This is a genomic window from Microbacterium meiriae (genome assembly GCF_040686935.1).
Classification (GTDB): Bacteria; Actinomycetota; Actinomycetes; order Actinomycetales; family Microbacteriaceae; genus Microbacterium; species Microbacterium meiriae.
The window spans coordinates 145,324-159,227 of sequence record NZ_JBFBMF010000004.1 but is presented as its reverse complement, the minus strand read 5'-3'; the positions used below and the strand labels follow the sequence as shown (position 1 = coordinate 159,227).

The 13,904-nt window shown below is 70.3% G+C and carries 11 protein-coding genes; 10 read left to right on the top strand and 1 reads right to left on the bottom strand.

What is annotated here, in order from left to right; translation table 11 throughout:
* Positions 1–7: 7 nt before the first annotated feature.
* Positions 8–1,435, bottom strand: coding sequence for a CCA tRNA nucleotidyltransferase (locus tag AB0P08_RS13980; RefSeq protein WP_363590245.1), 1,428 nt, complete (start codon positions 1,433–1,435; stop codon positions 8–10).
* Positions 1,436–1,577: 142 nt separating this feature from the next.
* On the opposite strand from AB0P08_RS13980, the gene AB0P08_RS13975 reads away from it, so the two are divergent.
* The 10 genes from AB0P08_RS13975 to AB0P08_RS13930 all read left to right on the top strand — a co-directional run bounded on the left by AB0P08_RS13975 (position 1,578) and on the right by AB0P08_RS13930 (position 13,850).
* Positions 1,578–4,139, top strand: coding sequence for a fibronectin type III domain-containing protein (locus AB0P08_RS13975; RefSeq protein WP_363590244.1), 2,562 nt, complete (start codon positions 1,578–1,580; stop codon positions 4,137–4,139).
* 202 nt (positions 4,140–4,341) lie between these two features.
* A complete protein-coding gene (locus AB0P08_RS13970; protein ID WP_363590243.1) occupies positions 4,342–5,367 on the top strand; it encodes an Lrp/AsnC family transcriptional regulator in 1,026 nt (341 codons plus the stop codon).
* Positions 5,368–5,482: 115 nt separating this feature from the next.
* Entirely contained in the window at positions 5,483–6,973 is a 1,491-nt protein-coding gene (locus AB0P08_RS13965) for an aldehyde dehydrogenase family protein (protein ID WP_363590242.1), read from the top strand.
* Positions 6,970–7,728, top strand: coding sequence for a gamma-glutamyl-gamma-aminobutyrate hydrolase family protein (locus AB0P08_RS13960; protein ID WP_363590241.1), 759 nt, complete (start codon positions 6,970–6,972; stop codon positions 7,726–7,728). Before AB0P08_RS13965 ends, AB0P08_RS13960 begins: the two co-directional genes overlap by 4 nt.
* Positions 7,725–8,195 carry a DUF3830 family protein gene (locus AB0P08_RS13955; RefSeq protein ID WP_025102846.1) on the top strand — a complete coding sequence of 157 codons (471 nt, stop codon included), beginning with the start codon at positions 7,725–7,727 and terminating at the stop codon, positions 8,193–8,195. Before AB0P08_RS13960 ends, AB0P08_RS13955 begins: the two co-directional genes overlap by 4 nt.
* A 42-nt stretch (positions 8,196–8,237) precedes the next feature.
* Positions 8,238–9,320: an ABC transporter substrate-binding protein gene (locus AB0P08_RS13950; RefSeq protein ID WP_363590240.1), complete on the top strand. Its 1,083-nt coding sequence runs from the start codon at positions 8,238–8,240 to the stop codon at positions 9,318–9,320.
* On the top strand, positions 9,317–10,144 hold the full coding sequence (locus AB0P08_RS13945) for an ABC transporter permease (RefSeq protein ID WP_363590239.1): 828 nt from the start codon (positions 9,317–9,319) through the stop codon (positions 10,142–10,144). Before AB0P08_RS13950 ends, AB0P08_RS13945 begins: the two co-directional genes overlap by 4 nt.
* Before the next feature lie 2 nt (positions 10,145–10,146).
* On the top strand, positions 10,147–10,947 hold the full coding sequence (locus AB0P08_RS13940; RefSeq protein ID WP_025102849.1) for an ABC transporter permease: 801 nt from the start codon (positions 10,147–10,149) through the stop codon (positions 10,945–10,947).
* A complete protein-coding gene (locus tag AB0P08_RS13935; RefSeq protein ID WP_363590238.1) occupies positions 10,947–11,990 on the top strand; it encodes an ABC transporter ATP-binding protein in 1,044 nt (347 codons plus the stop codon). The genes AB0P08_RS13940 and AB0P08_RS13935 overlap by 1 nt, the downstream gene beginning before the upstream one ends.
* Before the next feature lie 96 nt (positions 11,991–12,086).
* Positions 12,087–13,850 (top strand): alkaline phosphatase family protein, encoded by a 1,764-nt coding sequence (locus AB0P08_RS13930; RefSeq protein ID WP_363590237.1) that lies wholly within the window; start codon positions 12,087–12,089, stop codon positions 13,848–13,850.
* Positions 13,851–13,904: the final 54 nt, after the last annotated feature.

The following is a 13,904-nucleotide window of genomic DNA, read 5'->3' as shown; positions in this document are numbered from 1 at the left end:
GCAGGAGTCAGCCGCGCGACGCCCACCACTCCCGGAGTCGCTGCTCCGCGACGGCCTCGCCCAGCACACCCTCGTCGAGGCGCAGATCGAGGAGGAACCGGTACGCCTCGCCGACCTCCCGGCCCGGCTTGATGCCGAGGACCTCCTGGATGCGGTTGCCGTCGAGCTCCGGACGGATCGCGTCGAGCTCCTCCTGCTCCCGGAGCGCCGCGATCCGTGACTCGATGTCGTCGTAGGCGGCGGCGAGCCGGGCGGCCTTGCGCTTGTTCCGCGTGGTGACGTCGGCGCGCGTGAGGATGTGCAGCCGCTCCAGCAGGTCCCCGGCATCGCGGACGTAGCGGCGCACGGCGGCATCCGTCCACGCCCCCTCCGCATAGCCGAAGAACCGCAGATGCAGCTCGATCAGGGTCGCGACGGCGTCCGTGGTCGCCGAGTCGAAGCGCAGGGCCTGCAGCCGCTTGCGGGCCATCCGGGCGCCGACGACGTCGTGGTGGTGGAACGTGACCGCGCCACCCGGCTCGAGCTTGCGCGTGCGGGGCTTGCCGATGTCGTGGAGCAGAGCCGCGATCCGCAGCGGCACATCCGCCGGGGCCCCGGGGTTCCTGGCGTGCTCGAGCGCGATGGCCTGACGGAGCACCGTGAGGGAGTGCTCGTAGACGTCCTTGTGATGGTGGTGCTCGTCGACCTCGAGCTTGAGGGCGCTCACCTCGGGGAGGAACTCGTCGATGAGACCGGTCTCCACCAGCACCCGGATGCCGCGGACGGGGTCGTCGGTCTGCATGAGGCGCACGAGCTCGGACTGCACGCGCTCGGGGCTCACGATCTTCAGCGTCTCGCGGAGCTCGGTGATCGCCCGCTCCGTGTCCTCCTCCACCGTGAAGCCGAGCTGCGCGCTGAACCGGGCGGCCCGCAGCATCCGGAGCGGGTCGTCGCCGAACGACACCCGAGGATCCGTCGGCGTCCGCAGTACCCCCGCCACGAGGTCCTCGACCCCGCCGGTCGGATCGACGAGCTTCACCGCGGGCACCTGGAGGGCCATCGCGTTGACCGTGAAGTCGCGGCGGACGAGGTCGCCGTCGATCGAGTCGCCTAACTCCACCGTCGGCTTGCGCGTCACGCCGTCGTAGCTGTCCGCCCGATAGGTCGTGATCTCGACCTGCTCGCCCCGGACCCGGGCACCGATGGTCCCGAAGGCCCGACCGATGTCCCAGTGCGCGGATGCCACCGGCTTCACGATCGCGAGGATCTGATCCGGCGACGCACTCGTCGTGAAGTCGAGGTCGTGCGTCTGCCGCCCGAGCAGCGCATCGCGCACCGGACCGCCCACGACGGCGAGCTCGAAACCGGCTTCGTCGAAGGCCTCCGCGAGGGTACGGACGACGGGATTCTCGGCGAGCGCGCCGAGACGCGCGAGGCCGTCGGCCATGTTGAGCATGGGTTCCAGCGTACCGGCCACCCCCTGACGCGCCCGCGTTCACCTCCCGGTCGTCTTGATGTCAGACCCCGGTCATCCGGCTCCGCTGGGCTGGGGGCGCCCCGTGCGGCTGAGCACGGACACCCACCCACGAAGGACAGACATGACCTCCCCCACCCCTGCGGTGCGGTGGCGGCGTCGCGGACTGACGTCCGTCGCGCTGCTCGCCGTGCTCGGCGGCGCCGTCGTCGCCCCCGCGGCCCTCGCCGCGCCCGACCCGGAAGTGCCGACCGGCTCGCTCCTCACCGGCGACACCCCCTGGCACTACCTCGACGACGGCTCCGACCCGTCGCCCGCCCCGGCCGCGCTGCGCGACTGGACCCTGCCCGCGTACGACGACAGCGCCTGGAAGACCGCACCGGGCAGCTTCGGTGCCAAGAACGGCGCCCTCGCGCCGGTGGGACCGCAGACCCCGAAGACACTCCTCAACCACTACCTCGACGGGGTGAAGGCACCGACGGTGCCGACGTACTTCTTCCGCACGACCTTCGAGCTGGAGGCCGGCGTCGCCGAGCGGGTCGCCGCCCTGCAGAGCACCGTCACCTTCGACGACGCGATCATCGTGTGGGTCAACGGCGAGGAGGTCGCCCGCTACGTCGACGGCCGCATCACCGACACCACCAACGTCGAGTACGCCGGAGACTCCAACGGCGACCCCCTGACCAGCACGTTCAGCGCCGAGGGCGACCTGCTCCGCGACGGCACGAACACCATCGCCGTGTCGCTGTTCCAGGACCGGGCCTCGAGCTCCGACATCTACTTCGACATGTCGTCGCTGACCCTCGTGAAGGCCTCCGACCCCGGCACTCCCGTCGTCGCACCGCCGACCCGGGTCATCCTCACCCCGACCGAGAAGCCGGAGGTGTCGCAGTCGTTCTCCTGGCTCGCGGGCGACGCGTCGCACACGGCAGGTCAGGTCGAGATCGGCCCCGCATCCGGTGGTGCCACCAGGACGGTCGACGCCTATGACGCCGGAGTGGTGAACGGCAACCCGAACAAGCACTTCTCGGCCACGGTCACCGACCTCATCCCGGCCACCGCGTACCGTTACCGCGTCGGCCTCCCCGGCAGCTGGAGCGACTGGCACGAGTTCCGCACCGCGGACCCGAAGGCGAGCGACTTCCAGTTCATCTACTACGGCGACGCCCAGATCGGTCTCGACACCACCTGGCCGAGCGTCGTGAAGCAGGCAGAGGCCCACGCCCCGCGATCGATCGGCTCCGTGCACGCCGGAGACCTCATCAACACGTCCAGCAACGAGAACGAGTGGCTGAACTGGTTCAAGGGCATGGAGGATTCCGCCGTGCGCACCAACGTCATGGCCGCCCCCGGCAACCACGAGTACTCGGGGGACAAGCTCCTCACCGCCTGGAAGGCCGCGTTCGAGTACCCGCACAACAACCCGTCCACGAGCTCGATCGGGGACCTCGCGAACCTCGCGAAGGGCGACTCCGAGGTCGCACAGCAGTATCGTGCGTTCTTCGACCACTGGAGCTCGTTCGCCGCAGAGACCGCGTACTACACCGACTACCAGGGCGTCCGTTTCATCACCCTGAACGCGACCCGCGACACGACCTTCCTCACGCCGGCCGGGCTCCCGTCCTGCACGGGCGCGGAATGCCCGTCGTCGCAGATCGGCACGCTGTGGACCCGCTTCCAGGCGGCGTGGCTCGACCTGCTGCTGCAGAACAGCCCGTCGAAGTGGAACGTCGTCACGTTCCACCAGCCGGTGTTCTCCGCGTCGGCCGGTCGTGACGAGCCGGTGCTCCGCGCCGAGTGGCTGCCCGTCTTCCAGCGCAACGACATCGACCTCGTGCTCATGGGCCACGATCACACGTACGCCCGCGGCTACGTGAACACGGACGCCACCGACACCGCCGGACTCACCACGGGGCCGGTGTACGTCGTGTCGAACTCCGGCGCCAAGCACTACGACCTGGAGACCCCCGAGAAGAACGTCTGGACCAACAACGGCGCCACCCAGGTGCTGCGCGGTCAGGGCGTGACGACCTACCAGGTGATCGATGTCTCGAAGAACCAGCTCGTCTACCGGTCGTATCTCGCCGAGAAGCAGCCGGACGCCACGACCGAGCTCCCCGTGGGCGCGGTCTACGACACGTTCACGGTGACCAAGTCCGACGCGGGCGAGAAGTGGGTCACCGAGGCCGGCGTCACCCCGCCGGTCACGGAGGAGCCGGAGCCCGAGAAGCCCGCGACCGTCGAGCTGGGCGCGTCCTCGGTCACCGCCGGCGGCACGCTCGCCGTGTCGGGCAGCGGCTTCGCGGAGGGCGCCGAGCTGGCGCTCGAACTCCGCTCGGACCCGGTCTCGCTGGGCACGGTCACGGCGGCGGCAGATGGGACGTTCTCCCGCACGGTCACCATCCCCGCCGGCACCCCGGCCGGCACGCACACGCTCGCCGTGATCCGTCCCGACGGCACCGAGGTCACCGCCTCGCTCACCGTCACCGCGGCGGCGGGCGGCGGAGCGGTCGTCCCCGGCGAGAACGGCTCGGGTGACGCAACCGACGGCGACCTCGCGACGACGGGCGCCGACAGCATGCCGTTCGTCATCGGGGCCATCGTGCTGCTCGCCGCCGGCCTCGGCCTGTTCGCCCTGCGTCGTCGCCGTGCGACCGCGGTCGTCGAGTCGACGGACGCCGAGTAACCCGTCCCCTCCGCGGGCGCCGCCGGTCCTCCCGGCGGCGCCCGTGCCGTCCCTCCCGTGCACAACTCAGGAGATCTCAGCCGACACGCCGCGCCCGGGAGGGCGGCCCCGGCGTGTCGACACGAATCTCCGGAGATGTGCACGATGGACGCGCCGCGGGACTGGGATAACCTTCACGTGCCCGACCCGCGAAGGAGAACCCGTGCCCGCGAACGATGCCCTGGCCGATGAGACCGATCGGATCGTCGCGGCGGCCCTGCAGGTGAACGGCCGCGCGTCCTGGGGCGAGATCGCCCGTGTGGTCGACCTCCCCGAGCGGACGGTCGCCCGCCGCGGACAGCGTCTGCTGGACCGCGGCCTCGTGCGCGTCTCGACCTACGTCGACCCCGCCCGCGTGCTCCATGCCCGCGCCGTCCTGTTCCGGATCACGACCGAACCGCATGCGCTCTGGCACGTCGCCCGCACCCTCGCCCGTCGCGCCGACGCCTCGTCCGTGTCGGTCCTCGAGGGCAGCAGCGACATCGCCGGCATGCTCCTCCCCCACGACGACGCATCGATCCGCGAGCTGCTCTTCACCGACTTCCCCGAGGTGGAGGGCATCGCGTCGATCAACGTCACCACGGTGCTGAAGTTCTTCCGCTCCGGACACGACTGGCGGGTGGGGGTGCTGTCCGACGAGCAGGTGCGGATGCTGGACGAGTCCTCCGGGTCCGAGGTCGACCCGGCGGACGCCTTGAGCGCGGACGAGGAGGCGCTGATCCGACTCCTGCTGAAGGACGGACGGATGCCCGTCGCACAGCTCGCCCGCGCGCTCGGACTGAACGTCACCACGACGCGCCGACGGATGGAATCGCTCAACCGCCGCGGGCTCATGCACCCGCGCACGGAGATCGTCCCGAGCCTCTTCGGCCTCGGGCTGGAGGCTCTGGTGTGGCTGCGCGTGCCGATGGACCGGCTGGAGAAGGTGGGATCCGCCCTCGCCGCCGCCCCCGAGGTGAAGTTCATCGTCGCGACGACCGGCACGTCGCAGCTCCTGATGAACGTGCTCGTGCGCGACGCGGACGAGTTCTACGACTTCCTCACCGGTCCCGCGGTGGCGGGCCACGACGGGCTGGAGGTCGTGGAGTCGCTCGTCGTCATCACGCCGGTGCTCCGCGGGTCGCTGATCGTGGACGAGGCGCCGGCGGCGCTGGCGCAGGACATGCCGACGGGAGCCATCCGCTTGTAGGCCGATTCTGTTACGGACGTGTAAAGAAATGGCGGGATCGTTCGCATTGCCTTGACGCAATGGCGAAATAGAGCGAGTATCCCTTCCAGGGCCTTCACCCCTGGAGAGGACGACCGTGTTCACGGCAACTGGAGACGACTGGGCGGACCGCGCGGCGGCACTGTCGCTGCACACCCGCATGTTCATCGACGGCTCCTGGGAGGCCGGAACCGCCGATCCCCTCGCACCGATCAGTCCCCGCGACGGCCGGGCACTGCCCCGGATCGCGGCCGCCTCCGCCGCCGACGTCGACCGCGCGGTCCGCTCCGCCCGTGCCGCGTTCGACTCCGGCGTGTGGTCGCGCATCGCCCCGCGCGAGCGCGGCCAGCGCCTGATCGCCTTCGCGCAGCGCATCCACGACAACGCCGAGGAGCTGGCCCTCACGATCTCGCTCGAGATGGGCAAGCCGGTGCGAGAAGCGCTCCAGACGGAGCTGCGCGCGGTCGTGAACTGCTTCCGCTGGTACGGAGAGGCGGCCGACAAGGTGCTCGACGAGCTCCCGGTCACCGCGCCGGGCAGCCTCGCCCTCGTCACCAGGGAGCCGGCCGGCGTCGTCGCCGCGGTCGTGCCGTGGAACTTCCCGCTCACGATGACGGCCTGGAAGCTCGCCCCCGCTCTCGCCGTCGGCAACAGCGTCGTCCTCAAGCCCGCCGAGCACACCACCTTCTCGGCCCTGCGCCTGGCCGAGCTCGCCCACGAGGCCGGCATCCCGGCCGGCGTGCTGAACGTCACCCCCGGCGCCGGCCACGTCGCCGGCCGCGCACTCGGCGAGCACCCCGATGTCGACGTCGTCACGTTCACGGGCTCGCCTGAGGTCGGCCGCCGGTTCCTCGGATACGCCGCGGCGTCGAACGGCAAGCGTGTGTGGCCGGAGCTCGGCGGCAAGACGGCGAGCCTCGTGTTGCCGGACGCCGATCTGGAGCGGGCGGTCCGCGCCACGGCCGACGGCTGCTTCTACAACCAGGGGCAGATGTGCACGGCCTCGTCCCGGCTGCTCGTCCCCCGCGCGCAGTACGACAGGGCCCTGGAGATCGCCGCCGACGTCGCCCGTACGGCTCTCCCGGCCGACCCGTTCGACGTGTCCACGTCGATGGGGGCGATCGTCAGCGAGAAGCAGCTCGCCGGGATCGCGGGGTTCGTCGAGCGCGCGGTGGCCGACGGCGCCGAGCTCGCGGCCGGCAGCACCGAACGGTTCTCCGCCGTCGACGGCGGCAGCTACTTCGCCCCCGTCGTGCTCGGCGTGACCCCCGCGCACGAGGTGGCGCAGCGCGAGGTCTTCGGCCCCGTGCTGTCGGTCATCGCGTACGACGACGTCGAGGACGCCCTCGCCATCGCCAACGGCACCGAGTACGGCCTCGCCGCCGCGCTGTGGAGCACCGACCTCAACGCCGTGCACACCCTCTCCCGCCGGCTGCGGGCGGGTGTCGTCTGGGTCAACTGCTTCGAGGAGGGCGACATGACCATCCCCTTCGGCGGGGTCAAGGGCTCCGGCTTCGGGCGCGACAAGAGTCTGCACGCGATGGAGAAGTTCACCGACCTGAAGACCACGTGGATCGAGCTGTCGTGACCCGCCCGCTCATCGGCATCACCACCTGGCGCCGCGCCATCGACACCGACCTCGGCACGGGTCGCCCCGCGCACACCCTCGGCGCCGAGTACGCCACGCCGATCGAGGCCGCCGGCGGCGCCGTCGTGCTGCTGCCTCCGACCGCCGGTGTCGACGAGGTCCTCGATCGGCTCGACGGGCTGGTGCTCTCCGGCGGGGAGGATCTGCACCCCTCGCACTACGGCGCCGAGCCGCAGGACGGGAAGTCCTACGACTCGGCCCGCGACGGCTACGAGATCGCGCTCGCCCTCGGCGCCAGGGAACGCGACCTGCCGGTGCTGGCGATCTGCCGCGGGCTCCAGGTCTGCACCGTCGCGTTCGGCGGCTCCCTCATCGTCGACATCCCCGCCACGGCCGACCATCACCCGGTGCGAGGAGCAGACGAGCAGCTCTCCGCCCGGCACGCCGTCACGTTCGCGGAGGACAGCAGGCTCGCCGCGCTCTACGGGACGACGGCGAGGACGGTCAACACCATCCATCACCAGTCCGTCGACACCCCGGCCCCCGGGCTGCGCCCCGTCGCGTGGGCGCCCGACGGCATCGTCGAGGCCGTCGAGTCGGACGACGACTGGGCCTTCTGGGCGGTGCAGTGGCACCCCGAGAAGATGACAGACCCCGAAGAGGCCGCCGAGGAGCGACCGCTGTTCGCGGCGTTCGTCGCGGCCGCCCGCGAACGCGCAGCGGAACCGTCCGCTGCCCAGAAAGGAACACGATGACCAAGCAGGTCTTCCTCGAGTACGAGAACGGCGTCCGCGCCGTCGCCACCCTGTTCGAGGACCTCGCCCCTCGCACGTGCGAGGCGATGTGGGGCGCGCTGGAGAAGCCGGTCACGATGCAGGCGATGCACGCGATGTACGCCGGACCCGAGGTCATGGTCGGTCTTCCCGAGGAGGCCCAGAACTTCGACCCCGAGGCCGTGCCCGCGGAGAACCAGCAGGTCGTGCCCGCACCGGGTGACCTGCAGTGGTACTGGCAGCGCCCCATGCAGATGGGCGGACTGCCGTTCGAGTGGTACGAGATCGGAGTCTTCTACGATCGTGGTGCCCGTATTCTCGGCCCCCTCGGATGGACACCCGTCAACATCTGGGCCGGCATCACCGAAGGACTCGCGGAGTTCGCTCAGGAGAGCGCCGCGATCCGCATCGACGGAGCGAAGCAGCTCACCATCGGACGCCTGGTCTAGGCGTCCACCCCCCGTGCTGGACCCATCCCGAAGGAGCAGTGCATGAACACCCGCAGAATCCTCACCGCCGGCGCGCTCGTCGCCACCGGTGCCCTCGTCCTCGCCGGCTGCGCGTCCGGCGACGGCGAGTCCTCGTCCGGTGGTGACAAGGAGTTCGCCGGCGAGACCCTGGTCGTCACGTCGTTCGGCGGAGACTGGGAGAAGGCCTTCATCGAGGCCGTCGTCGACCCGTTCGAGGAGGAGACCGGAGCGAAGGTCGAGCTGATCACCCTGTACAGCGCCGACGCCCTCGCCCAGGTCACCGCCCAGAAGGCGAGCCCGCAGATCGACGTCGTGCACTTCTCCGGCGGGCAGGAGTTCACCGCCGCGGAGCAGGGCCTCATCGCCCCGATCGCCGCGGACGACCTGTCCGCAGCGGGGGACCTCGTCGACATCGCGACCGCCGGCCTCGAGCGCGGCGAGGGTCCGGTCATCCAGCTCGCGCCCATCGGACTCGTCTACAACACCGAGGCCGACGCCCCGGCGCCGACGTCCTGGGAAGACCTCTTCGACGACGCGTACGCCGGTCACGTCGCCCTGACGGACTTCTCGAACACCTACGGGGTGCTGTCGATGCTGCGCGTGGCCGACGCCCTCGGGGGTGGCATCGAGGACCCGTCCGCGGCCATCGCCGACCTCGGAGCGCTGGCCTCCTCGGGTGACGCGATCGTCGTCCCCACCTCGCCGGACCTGCAGACCGCCTTCGCCCAGCGCGGCACGTGGCTGGCGCCGTACGCGATGGACTACGCGGGCACCCTGCAGGACGCGGGTCTGCCCGTCGAGTTCATCGTCCCGGAGGAGGGCGCGACCGCGTCGCTCATCACGGCGAACGTCGTCGAGGGCCGGGACAACCCCGAGCTGGCGACGCTCTTCATCGACTACGAGCTGCGCCCCGAAGCGCAGACCGTCTTCGCCGAGAACATGCGCTACTCCCCCGTCAACACGGAGGCCGAGCTGTCGGACGAGGCGGCCGCGGCCGTGCTCACCGGCGACGAGCTCGACGACGTCGTGGTCTACGCCCCGGGCGACATCGCCGCGTCGCGTCAGGCGTGGACCGATGAGTGGAATGCGCTGATCACCAAATGAGCGTCCGAACCCGTAAGGAGCCCTGGCTCCTGCTCCTGCCGGCGATCGTGCTGCTCGCGCTCGCCTTCGTCACCCCGGTGGCCGGCATGCTGCTCATGAGCGTGCAATCGCCGGCAGGCGGGTTCACCCTCGACAACTTCACCCGCTTGTTCGCGAGCGAGTATCACCTCCAGGCGGCGCTGCGATCGCTCCGCCTGGGGGTGATCCAGACGGTGATCACCCTCGTCATCGCCGTCCCGCTGTCGTACATCATGGCGCGCGCCGGCTCGAAGGTGCGCTCCTTCCTCCTCATCGTCGTGATCCTGCCGCTGATGACGAGCGTCGTCGTCCGCACCTTCGGCTGGGTGGTGCTCATGGGGCCGTCCGGCCTGATGATGCAGATCCCCGGCGCGGAATTCCTCGTCGGCGGCACCCAGGGATTCCTCGGTACCGAGACCGGCGTCGTGATCGCGATGGTGCAGGTGCTGCTGCCGTTCGCCGTGCTCAGCATCCTCGGCGTCATCTCCGGCATCCGCCCGCAGCTCGAAGAGGCCGCGCGCACGCTCGGCGCCGGATTCTGGCGCACGCTGCGGCACGTGGTGCTGCCGCTGTCGGTGCCCGGCATCGTCGCCGGCGCCTCCCTGGTGTTCGTGCTCTCGGTGAGCTCCTTCATCACCCCCCGCTTCATCGGCGGCTCGCAGATCCCCGTGTTCGCACAGACGATCTACGTCGACGCGACCACCAACCTCGACTGGGCGTTCGCGGCGGCGCAGGCCGTGCTGCTGTTCGCGGGCGTGATGCTCGTGCTCGCGGCCACGTCCCGGCTCGGGAAGCAGAAGGTGTGACCATGGTCCGTTCCGTCCCGATCCTCGGCCGTATCCTCGCGATCCTCCTCGGCGTCATCGTGACGCTGTACATGCTCGTCCCGTTGCTCGTCGTCGCCGGCGCCTCGGTGGGCGAGAACCGGTTCCTCACGTTCCCCGGACAGGGCTTCACGCTCGACTGGTACGTGGAGGCCCTCACCTCCGACACCTACCTGGAGCCGTTCCGTCTGAGCCTCGTGGTGGGCGTGACGGTCGCGATCCTCGCCGCCGCCATCGGCACCGCGGCCGCCCTCGCGCTGACGCGGTTCCGTGTTCCGGGAGGCGCGGCGATCCAGGCGCTGCTGATGTCGCCGCTGACGATCCCCACGATCATCCTCGCGATCGGCGCCCTCTCCATCGCCTCGCTCACGATCGGCTCCCCGAACGTGGGCGTGCTCATCGCGATCCATGTGGTCATCGCGATCCCCTACGTCATGCGCACCGTGACCGGCGTGATGACCCGTGCCGACCACTTCACCGAGGAGGCCGCGCGCACCCTCGGCGCCGGCACCTGGAACCGCTACCGCCTCGTGGTGCTGCCCATCGCGCGTCCGGGCATCGCGGCCGGAGCGTTCTTCGCCTTCAACATCTCGTTCGACGATGCGGTCATCGCCCTCTTCCTGCGCACCCCGCAGCTGGAGACCCTGCCCATCGCCATCTACGGCCAGCTGGAGTTCAGCACGTCGCCCACCGTGGCGGCCGTCTCGACCCTGATGGTCCTACTCACCGTCGTCCTCATGATCGTCCTCGAACGCATCATCGGCCTGGGAAGGTTGTTCGTCTGATGACAACGCTCACCATCACCTCACTCACCAAGGACTTCAAGGGGACGAAGGTGCTCAAGGGCATCGACCTCTCGATGCGGTCCGGCGAGTTCGTCTCGCTCCTCGGTCCTTCGGGCTGCGGGAAGACGACGCTGCTCCGCTGCATCGCCGGGCTCGAGTCGCCCACGAGCGGCACGATCGAGATCGCGGGGCACGACGTCACGAAGCTGCCGCCCGAGAAGCGTCACCTCGGCATGATGTTCCAGAGCTATGCGCTCTTCCCGCACATGAGCGTCGCCGAGAACGTGCGCTTCGGGCTGCGGATGTCCGGTGAGAAGTCGAAGGCCGAGCAGAAGGAGCTCGCGGTCCGGGCGCTGGAGCGTGTGCAGATGGGCCACCTCGCGGATCGCATGCCCGCGCAGCTCTCCGGCGGACAGCAGCAGCGCGTCGCCCTGGCCCGCGCCATCGCGTTCGAGCCGCGCGTGCTCCTCCTCGACGAGCCGCTGTCCAACCTCGATGCGCGTCTGCGCGAGGACATGCAGGTCGAGCTGAAGGAACTGCACCGCACACTCGGCCTCACGACCGTGTTCGTCACGCACGACCAGGAGGAGGCGATGAGCCTCTCCGACCGCATCGTGCTCATGAACGGCGGGATCATCGAACAGGAGGGTGCGCCGGCCGAGCTGTACAGCGCCCCGCTCACCCCCTTCGCCGCCGACTTCATCGGTGCCGCGAACCTCCTTCCGGCCACGCGCTCCGGCGCGGTCGCGACCCTCGACGGCACCGCCGTGCAGGTCCCGCTCGCCGGCGCCGGGCCGGACGGCTCCGGCGAGGTCGTGCTCCGGCAGGAGGATCTGCATCTGTCGCCCGCGGCGGGTCCGGGCGCCCCCGTCCCGGTCGAGGTCATCGCGCACGTCTACCGCGGCGCCGACGTCGTCTACATCGTCGAGCTCGCCGGGCGCCGCCTCCGCGTGGTCCGTCCGCGGCACGAGGACCCGCTCGCCGAGGGTGCGGCCGGCCTCGGCTGGCGCGACGGCGCCGTCCTCTGGATCCCCGCCGCCTGAACCACCCCGCGCACAGCGACCCTTCGAGACCCGTTCCGCGACTTTCCTGGAACTCCGGAATGCTGAGTGGGCCCGCCCGGCCCGTAGGATCGCGGCATGGTCGACGCCGACAACCCCTCCGACGCCTCTCCCCGCGACCCCTCCCGGCGCGGATTCCTCACCGTCGGCGGCGCCGCCCTGGCCGGAGCGGTGATCGGGGGCGCGGGAGGGGCGGCGATCGGGGCCTCCGTCGCCGGGGCCGGAAGCCGGGACGGCTTCGCCGACGATCCGGATCCGTTCGCCGCACTCACGCCGCGCTCCGAGCCCGGCTTCGATCACGTGGTCGTGGTGATGGGCGAGAACCGCTCCTTCGACAACCTCCTCGGCTACCTCTACACGGCCGAGACACTGCCGGCGGGCGAGACCTTCGAGGGTCTCGCGTTCGGCACCCACAGCAACACCGCCCCGGACGGCACGGTCGTGGAGGCGCACGTCTACCGGGGCGACACCGACCGCATCATGAGCCGCCCCGATCCGGACCCGGGTGAGGAGTACCCGCACGTCAACACGCAGATCTTCGGCACCGTCGACCCGAAGACCAACGCCGACCTGTTCGTCGACCAGATGACCACGCCCTTCAACGCCCCCACCCACGGCGAGAAGGCGACGATGTCCGGCTTCCTCGAGGACTACATCATCAACTTCCGCCGACTGCGCGACGGGAAGGAACCGGGCCTGGACGAAGCGCGGCACATCATGGGCTCGTTTTCCCCGGAGATGCTTCCGGTGCTCTCGACCCTCGCCGCCGAGTTCGCCGTATTCGACCACTGGTACGCGGGAGTGCCGTCCCAGACCTTCTGCAACCGCTCCTTCTTCCACGCCTCGACCTCGCACGGCTTCGTGACGAACCAGGCCGGCGGCGGTTACCGGAAGTGGCTCGATGCCCCTGCCGCACCGACCGTGTTCAACCGTCTGGAAGACCGCAAGGTGAGCTGGCGGATCTACATCGACGAACTCCAGCTCGTCTCCTTCACCGGGATGCTGCATGCGGCGGTGCTGGAGAAGTACTGGCGCACGGATCATTTCGGCACGATGGAGGACTTCTACGCCGACGCGAAGAACGGCACCCTCCCGGCGTACGCGTTCATCGAGCCGCGGATGGTCTACGACCACAACGACTTCCATCCGCCGTTCGGGAAGCCGCGGGAGAGCATGGTCGACGGTGAGCCCGTGTACGACAGCGCCATCTCCGACGTGCGGGCGGGCGATCGGCTCATCCACGACGTCTACGAGGCCGTGCGCACGAGCGCGACGCCCGGCGGCTCGAACGCCGTGAACACGCTGCTGCTCATCACCTTCGACGAGCACGGCGGCTGCTACGACCACGTGCCGCCCCCCGCAGCCACGCAACCCACGAAGGACACCGGCGCCGGGGAGATGGGCTTCACGTTCGACCGGCTCGGCTGTCGTGTCCCGGCGATCGCGGTGTCGGCGTACACGCGGCGCGGCACGATCATCCACGACGAGATGCACCACGGGTCGGTCACGGCCACGCTGTCGCGCCTGCACGGCCTGGAGCCGCTGAACGACCGCGATCAGTCGGCCAACACGCTGCTCAACGTCGTGAACCTCGACAAGCCGCGGCACCCGGCCGACTGGCCCGTGACCACACCCGCGTACACGCCGCCGAATCCCGAGGGCGGCACCCCGCAGCCGAACGAGGCGGATCACCTCAAGCCGCTCACGCCTCCCGCCCGCGGCCTTCTCGGGCTCCTCCTCGCCCGGTACGGCGCGCCGGGTGAGAAGGAACCCGAGACCTTCGCCGACGCGTACCGGCTCCTCCACGAGCACGGCGAGGAGCTGTTCGGCCCTCCACTCTGACAGCGCACTTCCGCACGAGGTCGCAGGGATTCACGGAGTCCCCGCGACCTCGGT

Bases quoted from the DNA above. Each gene is read 5' to 3' on its own strand.
- AB0P08_RS13930 (WP_363590237.1), top strand. From the start codon at position 12,087: ATGGTCGACGCCGACAACCCCTCCGACGCCTCTCCCCGCGACCCCTCC.
- AB0P08_RS13975 (WP_363590244.1), top strand. From the start codon at position 1,578: ATGACCTCCCCCACCCCTGCGGTGCGGTGGCGGCGTCGCGGACTGACG.
- AB0P08_RS13955 (WP_025102846.1), top strand. From the start codon at position 7,725: ATGACCAAGCAGGTCTTCCTCGAGTACGAGAACGGCGTCCGCGCCGTC.
- AB0P08_RS13945 (WP_363590239.1), top strand. From the start codon at position 9,317: ATGAGCGTCCGAACCCGTAAGGAGCCCTGGCTCCTGCTCCTGCCGGCG.
- AB0P08_RS13940 (WP_025102849.1), top strand. From the start codon at position 10,147: ATGGTCCGTTCCGTCCCGATCCTCGGCCGTATCCTCGCGATCCTCCTC.
- AB0P08_RS13950 (WP_363590240.1), top strand. From the start codon at position 8,238: ATGAACACCCGCAGAATCCTCACCGCCGGCGCGCTCGTCGCCACCGGT.
- AB0P08_RS13935 (WP_363590238.1), top strand. From the start codon at position 10,947: ATGACAACGCTCACCATCACCTCACTCACCAAGGACTTCAAGGGGACG.
- AB0P08_RS13980 (WP_363590245.1), bottom strand. From the start codon at position 1,435: ATGCTCAACATGGCCGACGGCCTCGCGCGTCTCGGCGCGCTCGCCGAG.